Below are 22,913 nucleotides of genomic sequence, written 5' to 3'. Positions count from 1 at the left end.
TTTAAACTAGTCATATACAGGGGGATAAGGGAATGAAGGGGTATAGCGAAAAGCCGACTCGCGTTAGATTTCGTGTTTTAGCATTTATTTTCGTAAGCGTTGTCATCAACTATATGGATCGAAGTAATATTTCTGTAGCCGCCACAGCCATGTCCAAGGATTTAAAGCTATCATCAGTAGAACTGGGCCTTATATTTTCAGCCTTTGGATGGGCTTATGCCGCTTTACAAATACCAGGAGGGGTAATGGCTGACCGTTTTGGTGCTCGTGTTACGTATACCGTTAGTCTAATTACCTGGTCTATTGTTACGCTGCTGCAAGGATTTACTAAGGGATTTGTGAGTCTTTTTGGTCTGCGTTTAGCGACAGGAGCATTCGAAGCACCGGCTTTTCCGACTAATAATAAAGTAGTCACCAGCTGGTTTCCAAATCAGGAAAGAGCATCAGCAATTGCTTTTTATACTTCGGGACAGTTTGCAGGGCTGGCATTTTTAACACCTACATTGGTGACCATTCAGCACTTTTTAGGGTGGAGAGGCCTGTTTATTACTACAGGTATTATCGGTATAGCATGGGGCATTATATGGTACATTTTTTATCGTGATCCTTCTCAGCATAGTAAAGTAAATAAAGCAGAGCTACAGCATATCGAAGAAGGTGGAGGCTTAGTTAAATCTGCGGATAAGAAAGGAGAAAGAGCAAAATTTGAATGGGGAAATCTTAAAGAAGCTTTCTCTCACCGGAAGCTATGGGGCATCTATTTAGGTCAGTTTGCCGTAAACTCTACTTTATGGTTCTTCCTTACCTGGTTTCCAACATACCTTGTGAAATATAGAGGGTTAGATTTCTTAAAATCAGGCTTCCTAGCATCTGCTCCGTTTTTAGCAGCGTTTGTAGGGGTATTATTATCAGGCTTTGTATCTGACGCGTTAGTGAAAAAAGGAGTATCACTAGGGATTGCAAGAAAAACACCGATTATCGTAGGGCTGCTTTTATCAACTTCAATTATCGGAGCCAATTATGTAAATAGCACATCTCTCATTATCATGTTTATGGCTATTGCGTTTTTTGGAAATGGCCTGGCCTCTATTACGTGGGTCTTTGTCTCAACCTTAGCGCCTAAACATTTAGTCGGTTTAACGGGTGGAGTGTTTAACTTTATCGGAGGTTTAGCTTCTATTATTGTTCCAATTGTTATTGGTTTCTTAGCAAAAGGAGGAAACTTTGCCCCAGCGCTAGTATTCATAGCGGCATTGGCTCTTCTAGGAGCACTTTCGTATATCTTCCTTGTAGGAAAAGTAGAAAGAATTAAAGTGGTTAAAGATGAAAAATTGAATCGAGATATTGTGTAAGAAACTATCAAGAGCGATTTACATTTAGTAAAGATTGACGAATAAGCAAATCAAAGACCGTCCACAATTTCTAAAATTATGGACGGTCTTTTTTATAGATTGCTTCGTAAGCTACATATATGACGAATAGGGCTATAAAAGTAATGCCTATTTCTATAAACGATCCGCAGATTATCCCTTCAACGCATATTTGGCCATTATAAAAAGATATACCCATACTTAACACCCTTATATATAGCGGTGTTAAAGTATATGTTTAAGTAGTCTTTTCTAGTTAACATAAAACGGATTCTAAGTAGTAAATAAAAAAGAAGCTCTCTAAAAGAGACCTCTTTTTAACCTTTATCAAAGCTTTCTATTTTTAAAAGAATACGTTACTGAGTTAATGAGACATAGGGCCACTATTATTAAAAACATATAAGTTGAAATCGTATCTCCTGATAGATTAAGATCATCTACAATTATCCCTTCTAAGAAAAGGATTAAGCCTGAAATAAATAAACTAATGATTGCTATAGTGATTACATGCAAACCAGTAACTAATTGCTTCTTATTTTGCATTAAAATTGTGATGAACAAAGCAAACAATACAACAATGAAAAATATAAATAATGGTCTTGAATACAAAAGGCTTATAGCTCCCTCACTATTACTCCATATATACATATTAAACCTCCACTACTACCTTTATTTTTCCATTTTATCAATAGTATTGATTTAAATCACTATGTATATATACTTTTAATTACCATAAAACGTATTACCTGAATTGTTTTTAGGTAATTGTTTCCTATTCACTTGTGCATTATAGTAAAAGTACGTACTTGACTATAGAAAAGAGGGCGTACTTTATTGTTGAAATCTATGGATCTTTTGTATTACAGCTTTAAGACGGTTATTTATTCTAGTATTTCTTATGCTGTATTTATGGTTATCATTGAGCCAAGTTATAGAGCTCTTATTGCTTTTCTTTTTATTCCCTTCGTTGCATCTATCCCTTATTTAATTATTGCCGTACCCTTACAGTTGCTTGTAAACAAAAGGCCAAAAAAGTTTAATGTTTTTTATTTAATAATATATTGTGTTGTAGCAATTATTTTTCTTTATGTTTCTTATAAAATTGAGGGAGGAATATCTACACCCATATTTCGACCTGACAGAATGGTTATATGGGCAACAGGTGCAGGAATCATATATTGGATATGGGATTCTGTTGTCATGCAAAAGGATGAATATCCTTATTATTAAAGTTCAAGAGTCTGGATCTGTTTAAATATTTTGTATAGTGTATATCAGTTAACATAATCACAGTTATCGGTATTTATATATATAAAAGCCTGTAGAATTATTATTCTACAGGCTTTGTCGCTCATAATATTAAGAAAGGTCCTTAGGATAACTTATTATAGATATCCTTCTGTAATCTCCATGAACAAGTTTTTATCTTTAACAGCTTGAAAGTCATATTGTTTATATAATCCATGAGCATCTTTTGTTGCTAACAAAATCCTTCGTACCTCTCTAATACTTGGACAATTAATCATAGTTTGAACAAGTAATTTGCCAAGACCTAATCCTCTAAATTCATTAAGTATAAATACATCAGCAAGGTAAGCGAAAGTTGATGAATCTGTAATAATTCTTCCGAATCCAACTTGTTTAGATTTTTCCTTTTTAGGATCTCCCGCAAACACGCCAAAACAGATTGAATGTTGAATTGATTTTTCTACTAAACGTAAAGGTATTCCTTTAGACCAGTAAGCTTCATCATGAAGGTAATTATAAATTAGCTCTACATCTAAATAGTTTTTGTTACTTGAAATTGTAAAATCATTTTTAACATAGGTACTCATATACAATCCTCCTCACTAGAGAATTGTATCATTTTTCAGAAAAATAACTGGGTTATTTGTTAAATTTAGGGTGTGTATTTTAAATATGTATAACCTATATAACTTAACGTAATGTACTTTATAGGCACTCTCATATCAAAAGAAAGCATATCAGCAAATATAAGTAAGATTTTTAAAAAAGGGGAGTTACAAAATAAAAAATGAGACATGATTCTCAATTATTAGGAAAATAAAATAAATAGTTTAGCTCCTTTTAAACGTGGAAAATAAAAAACATATTAAAAATTATTAGGAGGAATGTAAAATGACAACTAATAAAAATAATGACAAAATGAGCCGTGAAGAAGCTGGAAGAATGGGTGGAAAAGCTACATCTAAAAATCATGACCAAGAATTTTACCAAGAAATTGGTGAAAAGGGCGGAGAAACTACAGCCAAAAATCATGATAAGGAATTTTATCAGGAGATTGGCGAAAAAGGTGGAAAAGCTACATCTAAAAACCAGGATAAAGAATTTTATCAGGAAATCGGTGAAAAAGGCGGAAAATCCACTAACAAACGTGATAACGACTAATTGTTTGTAAAACTGAATTTTTCTGTTTTTACACTCGATACCATATACTTTTTTAGTTAGGATAATCAACATTAATAGAAGCCAAATTCTTTATATATAAGGAATTTGGCTTCTACTTTTATCGAAAAATGATTAATATGTTTCATTAATAACAAAATCAAATGAAGTCGGTTTGGTCAGTTAAATAAGAATGTGCAGTAATCATTATCCTGTTAGTAGGATATCATTCAATAAAGCTAGTTCTACTTTAAAAGGATCATTAACTTTTCTAAGCTTACAATAACCAGAACTATAAATATGAATAATCTTAAATCGTTTACCCCGGTATAAAACTTCTTTATTAATTGACATACCTTCCCTCCTGATTCACTAATATAGGTCGTTCCCCATATTAACCATTTTTCTTATTTAACATTCATTTAGAATAAAACTAAGTTACTTTTCCCTTTTTGTGTATGTTTCAAAACATAAATGTAAATACATATTTTTTACTCTCTTGAGCAAACTACTTAAGACGTTCTGCAACGTCAGCCAAACATTGATTATCATTCATGAAACAGAAAAAACAACTGAACGGATCCAGTTGTTTTTTGTATTTAGGCTGTATATGATATACAAAGTTAGTTTCATAAAACGGATTACAAGAACCAATAAAAGTCCGTCAAGATATACGTTTTTAGATTATTTACATTAGACAGCCTTAATCATAGATTATGTATTATATCCTTGATAAATCAATATAAAGGGATTAAGGATTTCAGAGCTTCCTTGTACTTTTGAGTTATCAGTAACAAAAACGACTAATTTTTGTTACTGATTAAAGGTAATTTAATTTTTACATAGATTGTTTTTAGAATAGAAAGACCTAAAGTAATAAAATTCATTAATAGTTTTTAATTTCATTATATGTAATTATATGGTATATTTAATTAAAAAGGAAAAAACCATGATAGGACTTGCTATTGCCATTATTGTATTTAATTTTATTGCATTTAAAACAAATAAAAGACTAACAGCAAATCAAATTCTTCATATTTGGATGTTTACAATTGCTTTTCAACATATGTTTGATGTCTTTATAGATCTCAAATATCATGCCTATTGGTATTTTACAGAAAACGCAGATTGGAGGGGAGTTCTTACTCATACTGTATTACTCCCACCTGCTAATATGATATTTCTTAATTGGTATCCTTTTAAAATGTCAATCATTCACAAGGGTTGCTATTTTATCTTTTGGATGGTAGCCATTTTGCTTTATGAAATGATTACATTACTCCCTGAACCTTGGGGATACTTCCACTATGGTTGGTGGAATTTATGGTATTCAGCTATCATTGATCCTGTACTTCTACTTATTGCATTAGGGTATTATAAATGGGTAGTAAAGCTAGAAAACAAGTTATTAACAGGAAAGAAATAAAAAGAGCATTGTATTAATAACAATGCTCTTTTTATTTCTTTTCACTTATTGTCGACGAAGTTCTTGTATTTCTTCTTTTGTAAGTCCTGTTAGTTCGATAATAGTCTCTTCATCTATTCCTTTTTGAATCATCCCTAGAGCTACCTTTATAATACCTTTTCTTTCAGCTCTTTTTAATGCAGATTTTTCATCTAATAACGCTTTTCTTCGAGCTTCATATGCTAATAGCACTTCAGGATCCTGACTTACACGTTCCCATTCATCCATCGCTTTTTTTAATACTTGATCTTCTTGCCACATTGGAACAAGCCCTTGCAGAAATTGGTTTTAGCATATTAAATTAATTTTGTAGAAAGAATTGGTTCTAGGACAAGGATTCGACATCATCATTTTAATAGGTGATTCATTAGAGGTATGTGATTTGGACGGTTCATTTAATGGTGCATATGTATTTTGAAAAGGTGCAAATAATTTTCGAATCGTCGCCTGTAGAGAAGAACAATCGAAATTTTTTAAAAAATTAACCATAATAGTTAGTAAGCGACCTTATATATTCGTTTAGTTTAGAATATAAGGTCGCTTATTTTATACCCTCATTTAATCTCTTTTTATTTTTCTCTTTATAAAGCACTTTAACTATCATTAAGCTTCTGATACATTTTCAGCATGATTATTAATTTGTTTAAACAAATAAGTAAGATAAGAATCTAGTTCAAAATAATTTTCTTCGGTAAAGTCCGATATTATAAATTGGTTTTTCTTTCTCAGTTTTAGCCACTCCTATTTGAAACTTTTCTATCTTTTATGCATGATCATGGTGGGTCTGATTACCTCTTTTTCCTACTTTTCGTAAAATAAAGCTTATAATTAACACCAAAATAATTGATCCAATAATTGCAGGGATAATTGCAAAGCCACCAACGACTGGACCCCAATCTCCAAAGATAAGGCCGCCTAACCACGCGCCAATAAAGCCAGCAATAATATTACCAATAATCCCCCCAGGAACATCTCGTCCTGTAATTAAACTAGCAAGCCAACCAATAATTCCGCCAACAATTAGCATCCATAGAATTTCCATTGTTAATTCACCCCCTTATTAAAATATTTAATTAACTTTTACCCATATCTAAAACAAATTAACCATGGAATTTTTTATGTAGAATTCTTATTTCTTGGTTAAAAAGATAAATTTATATAACCATTTTTGCTTATTTAGATTTGAAAATGGTTATTGTTAATTAATCGTTTAAACATGTGTAAATAAGAGAATAAGTAACATATAAAAATGAGTGCGAATACTAATTAAATTGTACTTCTGTATAAGGCCACCTCATGTAAAAGCATATTAATCTATAACAATTCTATTCAGAAAAAAGGAAATTGAAAGATGAAGAATTTTACTTAGTAGTTATTCATTGCAGGATAAAAAACTTAAATATAAAGAAACCAAAGAGAGCGTGAGAAAATGGGAGAATTGCTTCGATTATTAAAAAAAGGAAATAAGTCTGCACTGTTAGCAGGGATAGTTAATGCCATTATTGCAATCATTAAAGGGGCGACTTTTATACTAACGGGTAATGTTGCTATGTTTGCAGAAACAATGCATAGTCTGGGGGATGCTGCCAATCAATTTTTTGTTTTTATAGGTTCAGCACTTAGCAAAAAAACACCAACAGCTCGGTTTCCAAATGGTTTTGGAAGGCTGGTAAATTTAGTTTTACTTGGTGCGGTATTAATTGTAGGAATTATGTCATTTGAAACCATAAGAGAAGGTTTTCGTCATATACTACATCCCACGGAATCTTCGGGTTTTATTTTAAATGTTAGCGTGTTAGGCATCGCCGTTATGCTTGAAGCAACGGTTCTATATAAAGCAATGAAAGAGATTGTTTATGATGAGGACATTGAAGTTAAAGGGATAAACATATTATTCCAAAGCTTTAAAAGGTTAAGAAATGCAAAACCGGCAACAAAGCTGGTTTTTATGGAAGATTTAGTAGCAACAGGAGGTGGGATATTAGCTATTATTGCAGTAATAATTTCTAATTTCACATCTTATCATCAAGCTGAAGGAATTGCCTCAATTTTAATTGGATTAATGATGTTCTTTGTGGTTGGAAAGGTTTTTCTAGATAACGCTGCTGGAGCAATAGGAGAGGCTGATGAAAAAATGGAAGACAAGATAGGTTCTTTAGTAATGAGGGATCCCGATGTCAAAGATATACAAGGGATAAATGTTATTAAAGAAGGAGAAGATTTCCATGTGGAAATAGAAATTGAAATTGAGCCTACCTTGACAGTCGCCGTTGCGGATGATATAAAAGATCGATTAGAAAAAAAGATTTTAACAGAAAAAGGAATAACTGATGTTTTAATCGAGTTTGATGAAGATGATGGATTATTAAACTGGAAAAAATAAATTAAACGTATTATTAAAACCTTATTGATAGAAAAAACAAGGCCATTTTATTCGCATTCTTATAATAAGAAGGCTTTTATATAGAAAATATAGTAAAATTCGTTTATGAAAACTCAACATATTAATAAATAACCTCTATGCGATACTTAAGCAAATACTTTCAATTAAAAGAGAAAGAAACAAACAGCTTAAAAATACAAATAATTATTATATAAAGAGAGGTAACAGATTTATGAAAGAACAGGTATATAAGACCGAAAAATTTGCAAATAGAGATTTTATAAAAGGTTTAACAATAGGTACTATAATTGGAGAAGCAGCTATATCTATGTTAAATGAAGGAACAAGGACTAAAGTAAATAAACTTGTAAAGGATATAAAAAAAGTAACTACAAATAAATCTTTTATATTACAAAACAACCCTTCAGAGGCAAAGAGAAATTGTATAAGTGGAATTAAAAGAATTTTTTCTACTATAGAAGCATTGAATAACACTATTGAAAAAGCAATAGTAAATCAAAGAACAAGTAAATAATGAATAAACTCTCAAATTTAAAAGAATGAATTTATTTAAAAGTTCACTCTCCTTTTATTGGATATCAGATTGATGGATTTGATGTAGCTCGTGCATCTATAATAAAAAGAAGACATTCTAATTTAGAATGTCTTCTTTTTATTTCTCGGCTATTACTTTTCAAGTTTATTTAAAAGGACTTGGCTAAATTCATAAGGCGCAAGATGAATTCCTTCTTCTGTAAAACTTTGAACTATAGAGTGTCTTAGCTTGCTTTCTATTTGTTCTTTAATCTCAAAATTTATTACTGGAATCTCAACTAAGAAATCCATAGTTCTATTTCGAAAGTTCACAAATCGAATAGTAGGATTTGGTTCATTTAATATCCCTTCAGATTTTCCTTTAACTTTTGATACGGCTTCGTGGAGAACCTTATCAACTTTCTCTGTACTAACTCCATATTCTACACTTACAGTAACTTCTGCTATCATTTCAGATCCAGTTCGATTTTTAATAATGTGTTCAATAAAATATTGATTAGGTATAATTAAAGTCCCTTCCTTAGCAGTTCGAATAATTGTAGATCTAAGTCTGATATTTTCCACCCTCCCAATCCCCTCATTAAGTTGAATAACTTCTCCTACTTCAATTGGTCTTTCAAATAAAATAATAATTCCACACACAAAATTTCCAGCTATGTTTCTCATTCCAAAACCAATTCCAATACCGAGCACACTAAAGATTGTCCCTAATCCGGTTAGGTCAATCCCGACGCTCTTAAAACTTATTCCTAAGGCTATAATCATCAATGTATAATAAATAATTTTATTAAATGTATAACCTAAACCGTTATTAATATTGTAGTGTTTATAAACTGGCTTCAATACATGCGTAGTCAATAATTTAATGAGTTTATGAGCAAATAATATACTCATAATTACAATTAAAATAAGAAAGAATGATACATCTATTTCTCCTTGAGAATATAAGGGGCGGAACATCCATTTTCTATTAGGAAAAGAGAATAAGAATAAAAAAATTACAGCATAGATAGTAATCCAATTTAACAAAGAAACAATAGAATTGAAAAAGTTCTTTGATGGATATGTCTTCTTTTTAGAAACAAAGTTAACTGTCCAATGAAGTAATCGATTTCCCAAAAGGATTAAACTCAAATCAATAATGAACCAAAAAACATTGAGTATTGATAAATTTTTTAATATGTCATTAATCATAAAGATCACCTATTTTTAAGATATATAAGACCATTCCTGTAAACCCTATTCTTAAAAGGTTTCTTTATTTAAATGTGGATTTTTTGAAGCATTATATAATTTTTAGATTGAAAATTTTAAATAATGGGAAAAGAATTTTAAATAATACTTCAGAAAGTTGAGGGGTGTAATGAATAAGGTTATATCTTTTAGTAAAAAAATCATACTAGAAATGAAAGAAGACCGTGCAACTGAACTTGCAGCTGAACAGGCCTATTATTATATGTTATCAATTTTCCCCATGCTTATTTTACTTTTATCCATTGTTCCCTATTTATCTATTGAAACGAAGGAAGCCATTCATATATTACAAAGTGTAATGCCAGGGGAAACTGCCACTATTTTTAAAGAAAATGTAGTGCAATTTATTAGTAAACCCAGTGGTGGAATTCTAACATTCGGAATCTTAGGAACTATATGGTCTGCCTCAAATGGTATAAATGCTTTTATAAAAGCAATAAATCAAGCATTTGATGTGGAAGAAACTCGTTCGTTTATAAAAGTAAGATTACTATCAATTGTATTAACAATTGGGCTAATCTTAACGCTTTTAGTAGCCCTTGTTCTTCCTGTTTTTGGAGGTATTCTTTTAAAAATGTTAAGAGAATGGCTTTCCTTCCCACCAGGGACGGCTATTATTTTAGACATACTTAGGTGGATAGTTGCAATTGGGATTATGATATGTATTCTTTCTATCTTATATCATCTTGCTCCTAACAAGACATTCCCTTTTGCACATGTATGGCCGGGAGCAGTTGTGGCAACTATCTTATGGCAATTAACATCTCTTATTTTCTCTTTCTATGTAAATAACTTTGGCAGCTATTCAACAACATATGGGAGTTTAGGGGGAGTGATTGTGCTTATGCTATGGCTTTTCCTAACAGGCTTAATTCTTGTTATAGGTGGAGAAATAAATGCAGCATATCATAGAAGCAAAATCTCTACAGTTCAAAACCAAGCTCAAGATACATCAATGTAAAAGATGAAAACCGTATTATATTATATATTATTACAAGTTTTTAATAGTTCGGGTATTCTCTAGAACCTATATTTACAATATTTTTGATACGGACTTTAAATTTTTAAAAGCTAAGTAATTAATCCTCAGTTATATATTAAAAGAAAGGAAGTAGGAAGATGAATAATATAGAAAAAAAGAAATTTGAAATTATTAATTTAAAAAAGCAGGATGAAGTGAACAAGAATTTAATCAAAGTCTCAGAATCCCTTGTTGCTGTATTAAATCAATTTAGAGAAGAACCTGATAATAAAGAGGTTCTAGCTGTAATGGCGGATTTGGAAGGTCAAAAAGAACAATTAAAAGCTAAAGCAAAAAAATTATCTGAAGAGCTTGCTCATTTGTAAAATATAAATTATTCCATGTACCAACAGCAAAATTGAGATAGAAGTTATGTTATTTACGATGCATGATGTTATAAAGAAACAGCTTACAATATAGATCAGGAAAAATAGTTCTGAAAACACCCCCATTATCTATTTTTGTAATTGAATTTAAATTTTAATAAGTATAGGCCCAGGTTTAAAGCTATCCCTGTTAGGATAAAGGTAAAATATCTTAATTTATGGGAGGAGATTAATATGAACGTATACAGTCAACACAGGGGGAGAAAAGAATGACAGAATCAAGAAAAAGGTCCCCTCATCCCCAAGAGACAAAAAGCAGGGATCATGCTGAGCACTATCCTACAGAGAATAAAACCTTATTTGATCGCTTTAAAATTGAACAAACAGTCGACTCCATACCAATTGAAGAAATAAAGATAGAAAAGGAAGACGAAAGAAATAAAAAGAAAACTAAAAATGAATCCTCAACTGAAAATAAATATAAGAAGAGTTAATGTTAAACCAATAGTATAAGATACTAAAACTTTAACAACCTACTAGACTAAAAGGTAAAAAGTGCTCTAAAGGGGTGGGAAAAATGGAACAGTTGGATAAGATAGAATTTCAAACAATCTTTGTTCATTTACATCCAGATGTATTAGCACAAGGTAGTATTTATTTTATCGGGCTAAATGAGTGGGATAGTGAACTTCCTCCAGCAAGTATTGAACATTTACGTTTAGACGTCGCTAAAGAAAGTTTACCCTGGAATCCGGAAGATCACCTTGTTGTAGAAGAAGGGAAATTTCAGTGGGATGCTGTAAAAAAGACTTATATAGAAATCTCGACTTAATAAAAATCTCGACATTTTACTATGTCGAGATTTTTTCATGATACTTATTTTTTCATTATTTTACATAGTTCCATATTGTACGTCTTGATTGAAAAATACACTATTGACCCATAACATTTCCATTAATTCTTGCATTTCTATTTTATTTTTTTAAGTTCTTTTCAGTCTATCATTCCTTTGTTAATTAAGATTGAAGGAATGCCCTCTGCTATTTTTCTAATTTTTTTATATTTATAAGAGAAAAATTCTACTAAGAAAACAATAATTCCCCAAAATGATGTAGCAAATAAAAATTCAGTGATTCTAACATTTTTGTCATAGATAGCATTACCCAAGAGCTTACTCAATAACAATGTAGCTATAAAATCTAAGAGGGTTAACTGATCTATCCTCTTTTTACCAGTTTGTTACGATAGGATAAACGGGAATTAGAAAAATGAATATGAAAGTAACGATGCACTAAGAATTTTCTAAGACATATTGTTCATCTATATAATTATTCTATTTCTCTTGATGAGGTGGAAATTCTCTTGCAGAAGGGTTAATAAATTAAAGTGAAAAATTTATCAATCTTTAATTTGAAGAAAGGAGCAAAAAATGCCAAATTTCAACGAACAAGACCAATCTATAAAGGAGTTTGAGGTCGAAAAGGCATATCTGCAATTTATCTTTCCATTTACTTTAAAAGAAGAGTGTTCAGATAGCTTATCCCAACTACTCCAACAACAAGGCTATGATTTTTTTACACTTGATAATTCCCATTTACAAGATAAATACTATGGTGACCACCATACCGTTTCACATTATCGTATGGAGAGAATTTTTCTACCTAATATTGAACCCATTATCTTTCCATCCGACTCAACCAAAAAAGAAGGTTTTAGAAGATTCTCTAAGGCATTCAATCAGGAATTCTTCCTAAAAGGAAAGTACCTTCAAACAATTTTTCAACTATTGTCCATAGATATTATTATTTGTCCTTTTCAAATAGGCATGATGAATATACGCGTTGAATTACCTGATAACATGTCTTACTCAGAAGTAATAGAATTCACTGATTTATTTCGTGTGATGGAACCTCTTGTAGAGGAAGATTCAGATATCCAGATAGGGACAAAAAATCAATCTTATAAAATGATAAAATCTTTCATTTTTGAATCATTATGTCCTTTTATGAAAAATTTTCTTGATGAAAAAAATACGAACTCTTCTTATTTTGGAAGCCTACCATTCTATATAGATGAAAGGCTATATGTAGTAGGCAGTATAGTATTGCAAGAAGAAAGCAAACTCGAAGTTCAAGACCTTTACCGATTAGGAAGCATAAGTGGATTTGACAACAAAGGTCATCCATTTATCGGAGCAAAAAACCCTGCTTACATGGAGCGATTTTATGATGATCATGTGTACGATAGGTGGGCAGATGAAACGTATTATGTGGTAACAGATTACATGTTTGCATGTATAACCAAATCTCAAGGAGAACTTGCCCACATGCTCGCCAACCAAATGTTTGGGCAATACTATTACTCATTTCTTCTTTTTTACTATTATCGAATCATTCTTATGAAACTCACATATGACCAAAGAAGAATTCATAAGGGACAAAATGAGGTTGAAGTGGATACTCTTATTGTTCAAATAACTGAATTTTCTGCTAAAATATACAATCCTGAAATAAACAGCAGGTTAGCTGGAAAAGAGATTTCTAATTATTTCAAAAAATCTCTAGGCATAGATAACTTATTTACCCAGGTAAATAAAACCCTTAACGACTTATATAAAAATCAGGAGAGAATGACCTCAAAAAGGCATAATTCTTTATTGCAAATCTTAACTCTATATACTGTTGTATCTGGAATTTATGGAATGAATCTAGTGATTCAAAATTGGGAAGGGAAAATTAAATGGGATAAGGTTCTACACTACACGATTTTTGAAGATATCGCTTTACTTGTAGCATTATCAGGAATTGGAATTTCTAGCGTAATAGCTATTCAAGCTGTTAAGTCCTATATTAAAGAAAAGAAACGGAATAAGAAAAACTATCTATAAATACTCCATTCTTAATTATTCTATATTAGTCATTATTTTATATATGTTAAATGAAAAGAACATTTATCAAACAATCCTGGATGTGGGAAGTTTATCTCTTATTATTTTAGATAAAAGTAACATACAAAGAGATTATTAATAAGGCCAATTTCCCATAGAAAATTTATTGAAAAATAAAGGTGAAAAAATGGAATTTACATTTACAATTATTTATTTAGTTATCATAGCTACCATAATCGAAATTAACACTATTTTATTTACAATAACTGGAATAAAAAGGCCTGTTTCTCGATTTCAAGTAATATCACTAATGACAGGAACTGGTTTTACCACAGGAGAATCCGAATTGATTTTAGGTCATCCTTTTAGAAGAAGATTAGGTATTTTTTTAATACTATTTGGTGCTTTTTCGTTTGCCGTTATTATCTCTTCTTTAAGTAGTATATTATCAAATGATGTGCTAACCCCAAAAGTATTATATATAGAAGGAGCACTGCTTCTCATATTTTTTCTTCTAAAACTTCCATTCTTTCAAAAAGTTTTAGCAGATAAATTTGAGGAAGAATCAGAGGAATCATTTAAAATAGACGAATTACCAGTAAATCAAATTTTATTAACTAATGAAGCAGATTGCCTTTTAGAAATAAAAATTGATGAGGAGTCATCCTATATTAGAAAGTCAGTGAATGAATGCATACATGAAGATGAAGACATATTAGTACTTTTCTTAATGCGAGGGGAGTTAAGAATAAGAAAGAAACTTACTCATTGTAAAATTCAAGCAGGGGATCGTTTATTGGTGTATGGGGATAAACAGTTAATTGAAGAGAAGTTTAGGGGAGAAATAGAGAAAGCTGAAAAGGAAACGTCCTAAGACGTTATCTGTGAAAATATATTTATTTAAAGTTAAAAACTATTTATAAAACACTTAAGGTTTTAGAGTACTTCTTTACCTATATTTCACAAGGTAATTTTATTATCACAACAAATTTCAATTTTTTATTTTTATATTTTTGCTTAATGATAATGCTTTGCATTTTGATAAAGACCATAATATTTTCAGGGGAAATATATATTTTTTCAAAAAAGCTATGCAAACTTTCTTTAATTAACCGGTGAAGAAAGTTTGTACAGCTTTTTTTCTGATATTACTCAATAGGAGAAACATCATCTGCCTTTGTTGCAATCACTAGTATACGGCCCCAATTCAATTCCTTTTCATATTGTTGAACTTCTGCAGCTGATAATCCTAAGGAGTAAAGCTTAGTGTGTAGTTCATCTTTATAAAAATGAAGTGAATTTGCCATTGGTTTGTTGTCTCCAGGTTCTGATATACTGATATCATTTGTATTTAACACATTTGTCAATTCCTCAGTGCGATCTCTTTCATGTGCTAATAAGTAGATATTGTCCTTTCTGAATCCCAGACTTAAAAATTGTTCAATAGCCTCTTTTACTTCATAACCATCCTTTACAGCTCTTATTTTCTCCATTAAAAAACCTCCTTAATCACATACAGGCTATTTAATTGAAGTTTGTGATATGAATAACTAGCTACCTATCTTCTTGGACATTTCAACTATGATTTAAACATTCTAAGTTAAGATATGAGACCTACAAATATATTTATTGGAATTGAAATAGCAGATATAACTATGATGAAACATACCTCTTTCAAATAGTTAAAATCTGCTCGAGATGCAACTAAACTGTTTTACAAGTATATTAATATAGTTAGTGATATAGGTTGATAATTCACTGTTCCTTTTCATTATAATATTGTACAGGGAACATAGATCCTTCTGAGACCATTTTATTATCTTCAATGTCCATAGGGTCTGGATGACCAGCTTTGTGTATAGGGAACGAAGTCAATTTTTGAGTCGATGACTTATATGGAATAGCTTTTTTTACACTTCGAACAAACCCTTTTACCTTATCTAAGTTTGATTTATCCTTCAATAAATAAGTTGTAATCCCTACGCTTACTGTTGAAATAGCAAGACCAGAAATAAGTGCTTTTTGTCGCATTCCACTTGCTCCTCTCTATTTTTATTTAAACTTTGAACTCATTTTCCCTATGTGATAGCTTAATAAACCTGTATTTTTAGATGTCGGTTACTGGCTTAAGGATTATCCATTAAATTTAAAAAGCACCTCGTTCAATTTAACTTATAGATTATCCCTTAATCGTATTCTAATTCAAATTTGGATGTTTTTTACTATTCCAAAAAAAGTTTTATAAAAGGACATGCGGGTATTAAAAGTAACACAGATGAAATTAGTTTTCTAAATAGCTTTTTATAATAGAAGGAGGAGTTACTAATGACAAAAAATGTGATAGGTACTTACGAAAATGAGGAGGCTGTGGTCACAGCCATTCAAAACTTAAAGACTCAAGGATTTCAAGAGAAAGATCTTTCTCTCGTAACCACTAATGATATAGATGATGAGGGTTATCTAGAAGTAGAAAACAAAGAGGGGATTGACGTAAAGAGAATTGAAACGACGGAGACAGGTCATCAAGACGAATCGATTATGGAGAAAATTAAACATGTATTTTCACCAGATCACCATCAAGAGACTCATAAAGACAAAGCTAAAGTGGAACAACGTTTAATTAACCTGGGTGTTCCACTCACAGAAGCAGGTCCTTATGCAGATGATTTACAGAAAGGAAAGGTATTATTGTTAGTAAATGCTAATCGAGAGACAAAAACAAATTCTTTCTTAGAAAAGAGAGGGGATTCTTCTTTTGCCAAAGGTGACTCTGTTTATGATAAATCATTATATGGGGAACATCGTGAACATGAACATGGCGTTCCAAAGAATACAGAAGAACATATTGAGTTAAAAGAAGAACAATTACATGTAGATAAGGAAAGAGTCCAAACAGGAGAAGTTCAAGTCGATAAGGAGGTTCTTCATAAAGAAGAAACGGTCAGTATTCCTGTAGAGCATGATGAAGTATATGTGGAGCGTCGTCCTGTATCGGATAAACGAGCCAATACACAGATTATTGAAGATGAAGAATCTGTTCGTATCCCCCTTGAAGAAGAGAAAGTGACCGTATCAAAAGAACCTGTGGTAACAGAAGAAGTAGTGGTGGGCAAACGACGTAAAGAAGAAAATGAAAAAGTATCGGAGACTCTAAGGAAAGAAGAAGTGAATATTAAAGAACAAGGCGAGCATGTAACATCAAATAATAAAAGAGCTAAATGAACCATAGGGTAATAAATGTTATCTATAAAAAGAAAGAGAACTACTACAGAAGCAGTGGTTCTCTTTCTTGATTTGAAATTTCTTAATCTCTATTTTAAATTTTCAGTTTTAATTGAGGTTGAAATACCTTCAAGAGCTGTACCTGCTTTTTTACTTTCTTCAATACTTGTTGCTATATCACCAAGAGAAACAATGCCAATCAGTTTATCACCTTCCATAATAGGTAATCGTCGTATTTGATAACGAGCCATTATCTCTGCAACTTGTTCTAGGGACATTTCTTTAGTACCATTGATTACGTGCGGTTTTACTATTTCAGCTATCGGTGTATTAGCGTTACAGTTATTTGCTAGCCCCTTCACAACTAAATCACGATCTGTTACTAATCCAACTAGCTTATTGCCTTCGCAAATTGGAATAGCTCCTACATCTAATTTTTTCATCAGATTAGCTACCTCGCCACAAGAGCTTTTAAGATCACAAGTCTCAACGTCTTTGGTCATTATTTCTGTTATATTCACCACAAAACCCCCTATTAACTAATTTTCTTATTTTACTTTATTCCCTTATACATTTTTAAAAAACTTAATTTTGTATTGTATAAAATATCTTTAGAATTTTTTATAGACAACGAAATAAAAAGAAGAAGGAATTTAAAAAACAGGAAATGTCTTTAGAGTTTATATTATGGATAGGGAACTTATAAAGGGAAAGATAGAAGCTTTATATACATAGAATAATCATTTACTGTAAAAGGTAAAATATTAAAATATAATATAAATAAAAGAATAAAACTACTTTAAAAATAAAAGTAATAGTTAAAATATTTTCGTTAAAATTATTTTAACTATTATTCCTTTTGTAGAAAAAGTGAATTCATGGCCACACTTCTAATAAATTCATCCATTGTAAAGGGGAGAAATAAAAAGGTTATCATCTGTCATAATATATTGATGTAATTGCTGCAGAGTAGTATCCAAAGTAGAAGATAAAGAATCAGCAGCATATGCACAAACTGAAACTATACCCTCCTCCTCAACAAAATTATCGGCAGTTGATTCAAATTCTTCTAGTAAAAGAATATCTGGTTTCTCTGAAGCCCATTCTACGTGAGCCCATGTTCTTATCATCGTATTTTTCATTTTCAATATAGACAAATCTTCTTGAAAATGAGTAAGAATAGTTTTTGTGTGAAAATCACCATTTGCCAAGTAATAATCAAAATTATTAACTAAACGAATAGATTCTTTTTGTTTATGACTAAACTTTTTATCAATAGTAGCTTTTATTAGGGGAAGTGCTCTCATATTCTCAATTATCAATATACATTGTTTACTCTCTAATCCATTCTTAATAAAACGCATTAAATTATTTATGTAAAATTGTTTATCTTCAAAACGGTAAAAGACATGACCTTTATCAAATTTTTTAGAACTAGATATAGAGTTAATTGTTTTCATAGTTCACCTCAGAGTGGTTTTAGTAAAATTTCTAAAAAATCTACAGAGTAATAAGGTATTCTTATTTGTGTGAATTTTACATATTCCGACGTTAAATGTCCTTTAATATACAGAAAAACTAATGGATTAGTAATTTTCTGTTTTATGATGTGTATAGCATACAAGATTTCTATTTATTGGATTAATCATATCACAGAAGGTGAATTCGGCTTTGATTTTTTTAATCCTTTGTAACAAATTGTTTAATAAATTATGAAGATTAGAGTAGAGAACTTTATACTGAGAAATTAACAAAAAAATAAGTATTTTGACATGTGGTGATATAATTAATATAAAAAATTAATTAATAGCCTCAACAGGATTTTCGGAGGAGATCATGAAAGATGAAATAGGATTTTTAGGGGATAAAATCTTAGAATATAGATTTGAAATCGCTAATGAAGTACATGAAAATAGAATAGATGATATTACAGAAGAAGAAAAAAACAATTGGCTCCTTTCGAAGTGGAACTTATTAATATCCGAGCTCACTTTATAATTCTATTTGGTGAAGTTCTTAGGGATTACTTAAATGAAGAAAGAGCACTCCAAAAATTTACCCAATGGGGAAAAGAAACAGAGGAAATGTTTTGCAATTTGAAGGTGCCATTGGATGAAGCATTAAAAGATACAAAAGATTATCGCACTTTCTTATGGAAGATATTGAAGGAAGTAATAAAGGAAAATAATCTATCAATAGATACGGTATTTGAAGTCGGCGGAATTATTGATCCTCTGCTAGATCATGCTGCTTATTCCTTTAGTTTAAGTTATGTGCATTTCTATCAATTAACCCTTGAACGTGCGCAAAGCCGCCTTTCTTGAATTATCGGTCCCAGTTGTCCCTTTAGCTAAAGGAATGGCTATTTTTAGTTTGCCTCTCATTGGAAATATAGATACGGAAAGAGCCAATTATCCAATGGAGGAAGCGTTGAAATCAGCGAACAGACTACAGTTTCAACGTTTAATAGTAGATTTATAGAGTGTTTATATTATAGATACCATGGTAGCAGATGGGATTTTCAAAGTGATAGACGCGTTAAAGCTTCTAGGTGTAGAAACAGTCTTAACAGGAATTCGTCCGGAAGTTGCACAGACTACTGTAAGTATTGCTATTGATTTCAATAATTTAACTATAAAATCAAGTTTACAAAAGGCGACAGAAAATCTCCTTATTCGTTTTTAAAACAATAAATAGGAAAGCAAGAAATAAAACGACTGCCTAAATGCATTCATGAATAAGAAAATGAGGGAGTGACAATTATTGAAAGGGATTATAGGGGTTGCTAAGTACTTAGATGATAATGCAGAAATGTTAGCAAATGAAATTGTGCAAGAAATTTCTCAGAAACCCAATTTTGAGGCTTTACAAGAGGAACTTGAACAAGCAATTATCGTCTATACTGAATTTATTAAGTTTTTAGGAAAGAGTCTCTTTAGTAGTGAAAACAACGTACCTGAAGGGCTTGTTGAATGGAGTAAGACCAATGGTAAGCGTACAGCATCTCAAGGGGAGAGAGTCTCTATTATTATTGCACGCTATCCTCCTACGCGCCTAGTCTTCATCGATTACCTTACTAACATAAGTATAGAGCATGGACTTTCTTCAGAAGAAGTTGTATTTATTAATAAACGATTTAACTATTTGCTCGATATAAGTATTAATGAAACCATTATAATATTTGAACAAGTGAAAGATAAAATTATTCAGAAGACGCAGCAAGAAGTATTGAAATTATCTGTTCCTGTGGTCCCCATTCAAGATAAAACTGCCGTTCTCCCATTAATTGGATCTATTGATTCAGAAAGAGCGGAATATATCTTGAATAATGTTATCTTGAAAATTCTTGAAATGAGGGTAGAGTATCTAATTGTTGATTTCTCAGGTATCTTAACTATAGACGCTATAGCTGAACGTTACCTCTTTGATATTTACAGTGTTCTCCGCTTACAAGGTATTGAGGTGATGATGACTGGTATAGGACCTGAATTGGCCCAAACCATTGTTAGAAATGGAATTGATTTCTCATCTATTAAAACCTATGCAACGGTTAAACAAGCGATAGAAACTCAAAAAAGCTAGGGAATTACGTTTCTCGGCTTTTTTATAATAAGTTGATTTAATTGGTATGTCATTTTGACTCAATTAGATCTGCAGGCTAGATTTCATTCTAGAAAAGATTTAGGACACGAACCTTATAGTTTACTTAATATGAAAATTGATTAATTTCCTTATACTACTATTTGGTATAAAGAATAATTGGTTCATTTTTTTATATTTGAACGGGTAAGCATTAAGCCAATAATTCGTAATTGGCTTAATTTATCTCTAATTCTAAAAGAAAAGACATCAAATTTGTAATCGTATTGGATATCTTTTCTTTAAAGAATTCCATTATTTAAATATAAATGGTTTATTAGGAACAGTTTAGGTGGGTAATGTTAAACTGCTCCTATTTTATTTTTATAGAGTAGGTAAGTTCAACGCTGTATCGATATTATTTAAATCTAAAGTGATTTGTTCATTTGTATCCCAAGCATGGTACCATCCTTTTTCCACCATGTATGCAGAAATTTGTTCATGCATATCAAGAGCTTCCACTAAATGGCGAGTGAGCATTTCTTTAATTTCAGGCGTTCCGGCCTCCGTAACTGCCATGGCATAATTTCTAACTCCACTTTTAGCTGCAATCAATAAATCCATTGCAACCACTTGATCCGATAGGGCATTCATGCCAGTTAAATTTTCAATAATTGGATTCATGTTCATTCATCTCCTCTTTTACTGCTTAGCGTTGGAAAGGATAGAAGTATATTCTTGTAATTGTCTCGTAGATACATCTATGTCTTGCTGCATAATATCTTTTAATTGCTGATCTGTAACTAATCCTCTCATCGTTTTGGACTTAGTCAAACAATTGGTCTTAAATGCAGCCATTTCATGGACCTCAAGAACTTCATGTAAAGCGTAATTCATTTTTTCTACCTCCTTCCTCAAGGTTTTAACAAGACTTTTATACAATTATCCATTTTGGTGTCAAAAATCTCATAGCCACGCTTTGCTTCACTAAGTGGAAGTACATGACTCACGACATCTCCTGGATCAATTTTTCCGGTCGAAACTAATTCAAACATATATGGCATATAGTGAATTACAGGTGCTTGTCCAGAGCGAATATTGACGTTTCGGTTCATAATATCTCCCATTGGGAATCCATTATATTTGCCACCGTAAACGCCTGTAACTTGGATTGTCCCGCCTTTACGTACTGCTTGTGAAGCCATGATAAACGCACCAAATGCTCCGCCCTGCAGTTTCATTCCACTCGCAAGGAACTCCATATCAGTCATTTTACCGTCCATACCAACTGCATCGATGACAACATCAGCGCCGCCCTTCGTCATTTCTTTCAAATGCATTCCTGCATTTTCAAAATGTGCGAAATTTACAATTTCAACTTTGTTGGTACGTTTGGCGTGTTGCAAACGATAATCTACATAATCTACGGCAATGACACGCTTTGCTCCTTTTAGCCAACAGAATTTTTGAGCAAAAAGGCCAACCGGACCACAGCCAAGAACAATAACTGTATCTCCACCCTTTACGCCTGCATTGTCAACACTCCAATAACCAGTAGTCATTGCATCGGCAATAACTGCTAACTTTTCATCTGGTTCTTCACAAGTCTCTGGAATTTTGAAATGAGTAAAGTTGGCAAACGGAACTCTTAAATATTCAGCTTGTCCACCTGGATAACCACCCGTCGTACCAGAATATCCGAAATAGGCACCCATATCACCATTATCATTGGAATTATCACATTGGCTTTCCAAATGGTTTTTACAGTAAAGACATTCACCGCATGCTATATTAAAAGGAATAATAACACGATCTCCCTTTTTTACTTTCGTCACATCTGGACCAACTTCTTCGACGATTCCCATTGGTTCATGGCCAATCACATAGTTTTCTTGCAGGTTAGGAATCATGCCATGAATTAAATGTAAATCAGACCCGCATATAGCTGTACTGGTTACTTTAATAATCATGTCATCTCGTTTTTGAATCTTTGGATCTGGAACTTCTTTGACTACAACATTTTTAATACCTTGATACGTTACTGCCTTCATGATAGATATCCTCCAGTGTTAGTGTTCATCAGGTGTTCGGTCAAACAGACCTTTTCTGTTGGTCTCAACAGGAAATAAATTCATTTTGCCAATCATCAATGTATTGTTGGCAGAGAGTTGGTCTAGTTGATATTGTTCACTTAATTCGTATGGATGGAACCATTTTTTACTAATCATTAGTTCTGTAATTTCTTGGTGCATGGCAATCCCTTGCATTAACTGTTCTCGTAAGAGGGTTCTAACATCAGGTGATGCGGACTCCGTTAATGCGACTGCGATATTGCGAACACCTTCCTTGGCACGAAGAAGAAAGTCCATCGCAAATGTAGTATCTGCGAGCTCTGGTACGTGTAGCGAGTTTATAGGATCTAAATAGTCATGATTCACTGAATTT

General features: G+C 31.8%; 32 protein-coding genes. 17 read left to right on the top strand and 15 right to left on the bottom strand.

Annotation, left to right across the window (positions count from 1 at the left end):
• Positions 1 to 32 precede the first annotated feature (32 nt).
• Positions 33 to 1,352, top strand: a complete 1,320-nt coding sequence (locus tag BG04_RS03250) for an MFS transporter (protein WP_034649896.1) — start codon at positions 33 to 35, stop codon at positions 1,350 to 1,352.
• Between the two features lie 345 nt (positions 1,353 to 1,697).
• Here the strand turns inward: BG04_RS03250 and BG04_RS03245 are convergent, their stop codons facing one another.
• The gene (locus BG04_RS03245; protein WP_051975566.1) at positions 1,698 to 2,018 is read right to left on the bottom strand and encodes a hypothetical protein; all 321 of its coding nucleotides are present in this window, start codon (positions 2,016 to 2,018) and stop codon (positions 1,698 to 1,700) included.
• 186 nt (positions 2,019 to 2,204) lie between these two features.
• Here BG04_RS03245 and BG04_RS03240 point away from each other — a divergent pair, with 186 nt between their 5' ends.
• Positions 2,205 to 2,600, top strand: a complete 396-nt coding sequence (locus BG04_RS03240) for a UPF0715 family protein (RefSeq protein WP_235784092.1) — start codon at positions 2,205 to 2,207, stop codon at positions 2,598 to 2,600.
• Positions 2,601 to 2,755: 155 nt separating this feature from the next.
• Here BG04_RS03240 and BG04_RS03235 read toward each other — a convergent pair whose 3' ends face one another.
• Positions 2,756 to 3,205 carry a GNAT family N-acetyltransferase gene (locus BG04_RS03235; RefSeq protein ID WP_034649898.1) on the bottom strand — a complete coding sequence of 150 codons (450 nt, stop codon included), beginning with the start codon at positions 3,203 to 3,205 and terminating at the stop codon, positions 2,756 to 2,758.
• Positions 3,206 to 3,509: 304 nt separating this feature from the next.
• Between BG04_RS03235 and BG04_RS03230 the strand changes: the two genes are divergently transcribed.
• On the top strand, positions 3,510 to 3,779 hold the full coding sequence (locus tag BG04_RS03230; protein WP_034655030.1) for a KGG domain-containing protein: 270 nt from the start codon (positions 3,510 to 3,512) through the stop codon (positions 3,777 to 3,779).
• A gap of 204 nt (positions 3,780 to 3,983) precedes the next feature.
• On the opposite strand, the gene BG04_RS30860 is transcribed toward BG04_RS03230, so the two are convergent.
• Positions 3,984 to 4,130, bottom strand: coding sequence for a hypothetical protein (locus BG04_RS30860; protein WP_168797087.1), 147 nt, complete (start codon positions 4,128 to 4,130; stop codon positions 3,984 to 3,986).
• A gap of 595 nt (positions 4,131 to 4,725) precedes the next feature.
• Between BG04_RS30860 and BG04_RS03225 the strand changes: the two genes are divergently transcribed.
• Entirely contained in the window at positions 4,726 to 5,202 is a 477-nt protein-coding gene (locus BG04_RS03225) for a hypothetical protein (RefSeq protein ID WP_034649900.1), read from the top strand.
• Between the two features lie 45 nt (positions 5,203 to 5,247).
• Here BG04_RS03225 and BG04_RS03220 read toward each other — a convergent pair whose 3' ends face one another.
• Positions 5,248 to 5,502: a hypothetical protein gene (locus BG04_RS03220; RefSeq protein ID WP_034649904.1), complete on the bottom strand. Its 255-nt coding sequence runs from the start codon at positions 5,500 to 5,502 to the stop codon at positions 5,248 to 5,250.
• A 502-nt stretch (positions 5,503 to 6,004) separates the two neighbouring features.
• Positions 6,005 to 6,283, bottom strand: coding sequence for a GlsB/YeaQ/YmgE family stress response membrane protein (locus BG04_RS03215; RefSeq protein ID WP_034649906.1), 279 nt, complete (start codon positions 6,281 to 6,283; stop codon positions 6,005 to 6,007).
• Positions 6,284 to 6,670: 387 nt separating this feature from the next.
• Here BG04_RS03215 and BG04_RS03210 point away from each other — a divergent pair, with 387 nt between their 5' ends.
• Both BG04_RS03210 and BG04_RS03205 read left to right on the top strand, forming a co-directional pair.
• The gene (locus BG04_RS03210; protein ID WP_034649908.1) at positions 6,671 to 7,624 is read left to right on the top strand and encodes a cation diffusion facilitator family transporter; all 954 of its coding nucleotides are present in this window, start codon (positions 6,671 to 6,673) and stop codon (positions 7,622 to 7,624) included.
• Between the two features lie 232 nt (positions 7,625 to 7,856).
• On the top strand, positions 7,857 to 8,159 hold the full coding sequence (locus tag BG04_RS03205; protein ID WP_034649910.1) for a hypothetical protein: 303 nt from the start codon (positions 7,857 to 7,859) through the stop codon (positions 8,157 to 8,159).
• Between the two features lie 152 nt (positions 8,160 to 8,311).
• On the opposite strand, the gene BG04_RS03200 is transcribed toward BG04_RS03205, so the two are convergent.
• Positions 8,312 to 9,373 (bottom strand): mechanosensitive ion channel family protein, encoded by a 1,062-nt coding sequence (locus tag BG04_RS03200; protein WP_034649911.1) that lies wholly within the window; start codon positions 9,371 to 9,373, stop codon positions 8,312 to 8,314.
• Between the two features lie 169 nt (positions 9,374 to 9,542).
• Between BG04_RS03200 and BG04_RS03195 the strand changes: the two genes are divergently transcribed.
• The 4 genes from BG04_RS03195 to BG04_RS03180 all read left to right on the top strand — a co-directional run bounded on the left by BG04_RS03195 (position 9,543) and on the right by BG04_RS03180 (position 11,612).
• A complete protein-coding gene (locus BG04_RS03195) occupies positions 9,543 to 10,394 on the top strand; it encodes a YihY/virulence factor BrkB family protein (RefSeq protein WP_034649912.1) in 852 nt (283 codons plus the stop codon).
• A gap of 158 nt (positions 10,395 to 10,552) precedes the next feature.
• A complete protein-coding gene (locus BG04_RS03190; RefSeq protein ID WP_034649913.1) occupies positions 10,553 to 10,780 on the top strand; it encodes a hypothetical protein in 228 nt (75 codons plus the stop codon).
• Between the two features lie 269 nt (positions 10,781 to 11,049).
• Positions 11,050 to 11,274 carry a hypothetical protein gene (locus tag BG04_RS03185; RefSeq protein WP_034649914.1) on the top strand — a complete coding sequence of 75 codons (225 nt, stop codon included), beginning with the start codon at positions 11,050 to 11,052 and terminating at the stop codon, positions 11,272 to 11,274.
• Between the two features lie 83 nt (positions 11,275 to 11,357).
• Positions 11,358 to 11,612, top strand: coding sequence for a hypothetical protein (locus tag BG04_RS03180; RefSeq protein WP_230586520.1), 255 nt, complete (start codon positions 11,358 to 11,360; stop codon positions 11,610 to 11,612).
• A 161-nt stretch (positions 11,613 to 11,773) separates the two neighbouring features.
• Here BG04_RS03180 and BG04_RS31815 read toward each other — a convergent pair whose 3' ends face one another.
• Positions 11,774 to 11,959: a hypothetical protein gene (locus BG04_RS31815; RefSeq protein ID WP_414702714.1), complete on the bottom strand. Its 186-nt coding sequence runs from the start codon at positions 11,957 to 11,959 to the stop codon at positions 11,774 to 11,776.
• 250 nt (positions 11,960 to 12,209) lie between these two features.
• Between BG04_RS31815 and BG04_RS03175 the strand changes: the two genes are divergently transcribed.
• The gene (locus BG04_RS03175) at positions 12,210 to 13,667 is read left to right on the top strand and encodes a hypothetical protein (RefSeq protein WP_051975567.1); all 1,458 of its coding nucleotides are present in this window, start codon (positions 12,210 to 12,212) and stop codon (positions 13,665 to 13,667) included.
• Between the two features lie 187 nt (positions 13,668 to 13,854).
• Complete coding sequence (locus BG04_RS03170; protein ID WP_034649915.1) at positions 13,855 to 14,541, top strand: TrkA C-terminal domain-containing protein; 687 nt, start codon at positions 13,855 to 13,857, stop codon at positions 14,539 to 14,541.
• Positions 14,542 to 14,815: 274 nt separating this feature from the next.
• Here the strand turns inward: BG04_RS03170 and BG04_RS03165 are convergent, their stop codons facing one another.
• Complete coding sequence (locus BG04_RS03165) at positions 14,816 to 15,160, bottom strand: YflT domain-containing protein (protein WP_034649916.1); 345 nt, start codon at positions 15,158 to 15,160, stop codon at positions 14,816 to 14,818.
• Between the two features lie 262 nt (positions 15,161 to 15,422).
• On the bottom strand, positions 15,423 to 15,698 hold the full coding sequence (locus BG04_RS03160; protein WP_034649917.1) for a hypothetical protein: 276 nt from the start codon (positions 15,696 to 15,698) through the stop codon (positions 15,423 to 15,425).
• 294 nt (positions 15,699 to 15,992) lie between these two features.
• On the opposite strand from BG04_RS03160, the gene BG04_RS03155 reads away from it, so the two are divergent.
• Positions 15,993 to 16,889 carry a YsnF/AvaK domain-containing protein gene (locus BG04_RS03155; RefSeq protein WP_034649918.1) on the top strand — a complete coding sequence of 299 codons (897 nt, stop codon included), beginning with the start codon at positions 15,993 to 15,995 and terminating at the stop codon, positions 16,887 to 16,889.
• 89 nt (positions 16,890 to 16,978) lie between these two features.
• Here the strand turns inward: BG04_RS03155 and BG04_RS03150 are convergent, their stop codons facing one another.
• Both BG04_RS03150 and BG04_RS03145 read right to left on the bottom strand, forming a co-directional pair.
• The gene (locus BG04_RS03150; protein ID WP_034649919.1) at positions 16,979 to 17,410 is read right to left on the bottom strand and encodes a CBS domain-containing protein; all 432 of its coding nucleotides are present in this window, start codon (positions 17,408 to 17,410) and stop codon (positions 16,979 to 16,981) included.
• A 378-nt stretch (positions 17,411 to 17,788) separates the two neighbouring features.
• The gene (locus BG04_RS03145; protein ID WP_034649921.1) at positions 17,789 to 18,349 is read right to left on the bottom strand and encodes an MEDS domain-containing protein; all 561 of its coding nucleotides are present in this window, start codon (positions 18,347 to 18,349) and stop codon (positions 17,789 to 17,791) included.
• 376 nt (positions 18,350 to 18,725) lie between these two features.
• Here BG04_RS03145 and BG04_RS31295 point away from each other — a divergent pair, with 376 nt between their 5' ends.
• The 4 genes from BG04_RS31295 (at position 18,726) to BG04_RS03135 (ending at position 20,471) form a co-directional block, all read left to right on the top strand.
• On the top strand, positions 18,726 to 18,887 hold the full coding sequence (locus tag BG04_RS31295; protein WP_221787938.1) for a hypothetical protein: 162 nt from the start codon (positions 18,726 to 18,728) through the stop codon (positions 18,885 to 18,887).
• Complete coding sequence (locus tag BG04_RS31290) at positions 18,839 to 19,213, top strand: hypothetical protein (RefSeq protein ID WP_051975568.1); 375 nt, start codon at positions 18,839 to 18,841, stop codon at positions 19,211 to 19,213. Before BG04_RS31295 ends, BG04_RS31290 begins: the two co-directional genes overlap by 49 nt.
• 178 nt (positions 19,214 to 19,391) lie before the next feature.
• Positions 19,392 to 19,574: an STAS domain-containing protein gene (locus BG04_RS31285; RefSeq protein WP_051975569.1), complete on the top strand. Its 183-nt coding sequence runs from the start codon at positions 19,392 to 19,394 to the stop codon at positions 19,572 to 19,574.
• Positions 19,575 to 19,652: 78 nt separating this feature from the next.
• Entirely contained in the window at positions 19,653 to 20,471 is an 819-nt protein-coding gene (locus BG04_RS03135) for an STAS domain-containing protein (protein WP_034649922.1), read from the top strand.
• A 381-nt stretch (positions 20,472 to 20,852) separates the two neighbouring features.
• On the opposite strand, the gene BG04_RS03130 is transcribed toward BG04_RS03135, so the two are convergent.
• The 4 genes from BG04_RS03130 to BG04_RS03115 are packed head-to-tail and all read right to left on the bottom strand — an operon-like array spanning position 20,853 to position 22,906.
• A complete protein-coding gene (locus BG04_RS03130; protein ID WP_029324473.1) occupies positions 20,853 to 21,152 on the bottom strand; it encodes a spore coat protein in 300 nt (99 codons plus the stop codon).
• 18 nt (positions 21,153 to 21,170) lie between these two features.
• Positions 21,171 to 21,365: a hypothetical protein gene (locus BG04_RS03125; protein WP_013084323.1), complete on the bottom strand. Its 195-nt coding sequence runs from the start codon at positions 21,363 to 21,365 to the stop codon at positions 21,171 to 21,173.
• Positions 21,366 to 21,382: 17 nt separating this feature from the next.
• Positions 21,383 to 22,519, bottom strand: a complete 1,137-nt coding sequence (locus BG04_RS03120; RefSeq protein ID WP_016766280.1) for a zinc-dependent alcohol dehydrogenase — start codon at positions 22,517 to 22,519, stop codon at positions 21,383 to 21,385.
• An 18-nt stretch (positions 22,520 to 22,537) separates the two neighbouring features.
• Positions 22,538 to 22,906: a spore coat protein gene (locus BG04_RS03115; RefSeq protein ID WP_016766279.1), complete on the bottom strand. Its 369-nt coding sequence runs from the start codon at positions 22,904 to 22,906 to the stop codon at positions 22,538 to 22,540.
• Positions 22,907 to 22,913 lie beyond the last annotated feature (7 nt).

It is taken from the genome of Priestia megaterium NBRC 15308 = ATCC 14581 (genome assembly GCF_000832985.1).
Lineage (GTDB): Bacteria > Bacillota > Bacilli > Bacillales > Bacillaceae_H > Priestia > Priestia megaterium.
The sequence above is the reverse complement of the archived record's forward strand: the minus strand, read 5'-3'. Positions and strand labels throughout refer to the sequence as shown.

Excerpts from the sequence above, each read along its gene's own strand:
- BG04_RS03200 (WP_034649911.1), bottom strand. The coding sequence starts at position 9,373 with ATGATTAATGACATATTAAAAAATTTATCAATACTCAATGTTTTTTGG.
- BG04_RS03160 (WP_034649917.1), bottom strand. The coding sequence starts at position 15,698 with ATGCGACAAAAAGCACTTATTTCTGGTCTTGCTATTTCAACAGTAAGC.
- BG04_RS03210 (WP_034649908.1), top strand. The coding sequence starts at position 6,671 with ATGGGAGAATTGCTTCGATTATTAAAAAAAGGAAATAAGTCTGCACTG.
- BG04_RS03230 (WP_034655030.1), top strand. The coding sequence starts at position 3,510 with ATGACAACTAATAAAAATAATGACAAAATGAGCCGTGAAGAAGCTGGA.
- BG04_RS03190 (WP_034649913.1), top strand. The coding sequence starts at position 10,553 with ATGAATAATATAGAAAAAAAGAAATTTGAAATTATTAATTTAAAAAAG.
- BG04_RS03125 (WP_013084323.1), bottom strand. The coding sequence starts at position 21,365 with ATGAATTACGCTTTACATGAAGTTCTTGAGGTCCATGAAATGGCTGCA.
- BG04_RS03195 (WP_034649912.1), top strand. The coding sequence starts at position 9,543 with ATGAATAAGGTTATATCTTTTAGTAAAAAAATCATACTAGAAATGAAA.
- BG04_RS31285 (WP_051975569.1), top strand. The coding sequence starts at position 19,392 with ATGGTAGCAGATGGGATTTTCAAAGTGATAGACGCGTTAAAGCTTCTA.
- BG04_RS03120 (WP_016766280.1), bottom strand. The coding sequence starts at position 22,519 with ATGAAGGCAGTAACGTATCAAGGTATTAAAAATGTTGTAGTCAAAGAA.
- BG04_RS03225 (WP_034649900.1), top strand. The coding sequence starts at position 4,726 with ATGATAGGACTTGCTATTGCCATTATTGTATTTAATTTTATTGCATTT.
- BG04_RS03145 (WP_034649921.1), bottom strand. The coding sequence starts at position 18,349 with ATGAAAACAATTAACTCTATATCTAGTTCTAAAAAATTTGATAAAGGT.
- BG04_RS03235 (WP_034649898.1), bottom strand. The coding sequence starts at position 3,205 with ATGAGTACCTATGTTAAAAATGATTTTACAATTTCAAGTAACAAAAAC.
- BG04_RS03215 (WP_034649906.1), bottom strand. The coding sequence starts at position 6,283 with ATGGAAATTCTATGGATGCTAATTGTTGGCGGAATTATTGGTTGGCTT.
- BG04_RS03175 (WP_051975567.1), top strand. The coding sequence starts at position 12,210 with ATGCCAAATTTCAACGAACAAGACCAATCTATAAAGGAGTTTGAGGTC.
- BG04_RS03220 (WP_034649904.1), bottom strand. The coding sequence starts at position 5,502 with ATGTGGCAAGAAGATCAAGTATTAAAAAAAGCGATGGATGAATGGGAA.
- BG04_RS30860 (WP_168797087.1), bottom strand. The coding sequence starts at position 4,130 with ATGTCAATTAATAAAGAAGTTTTATACCGGGGTAAACGATTTAAGATT.
- BG04_RS03130 (WP_029324473.1), bottom strand. The coding sequence starts at position 21,152 with ATGAATCCAATTATTGAAAATTTAACTGGCATGAATGCCCTATCGGAT.
- BG04_RS03250 (WP_034649896.1), top strand. The coding sequence starts at position 33 with ATGAAGGGGTATAGCGAAAAGCCGACTCGCGTTAGATTTCGTGTTTTA.
- BG04_RS03170 (WP_034649915.1), top strand. The coding sequence starts at position 13,855 with ATGGAATTTACATTTACAATTATTTATTTAGTTATCATAGCTACCATA.
- BG04_RS03245 (WP_051975566.1), bottom strand. The coding sequence starts at position 2,018 with ATGTATATATGGAGTAATAGTGAGGGAGCTATAAGCCTTTTGTATTCA.
- BG04_RS03165 (WP_034649916.1), bottom strand. The coding sequence starts at position 15,160 with ATGGAGAAAATAAGAGCTGTAAAGGATGGTTATGAAGTAAAAGAGGCT.
- BG04_RS03205 (WP_034649910.1), top strand. The coding sequence starts at position 7,857 with ATGAAAGAACAGGTATATAAGACCGAAAAATTTGCAAATAGAGATTTT.
- BG04_RS03185 (WP_034649914.1), top strand. The coding sequence starts at position 11,050 with ATGACAGAATCAAGAAAAAGGTCCCCTCATCCCCAAGAGACAAAAAGC.
- BG04_RS03180 (WP_230586520.1), top strand. The coding sequence starts at position 11,358 with ATGGAACAGTTGGATAAGATAGAATTTCAAACAATCTTTGTTCATTTA.
- BG04_RS31295 (WP_221787938.1), top strand. The coding sequence starts at position 18,726 with ATGAAAGATGAAATAGGATTTTTAGGGGATAAAATCTTAGAATATAGA.
- BG04_RS03155 (WP_034649918.1), top strand. The coding sequence starts at position 15,993 with ATGACAAAAAATGTGATAGGTACTTACGAAAATGAGGAGGCTGTGGTC.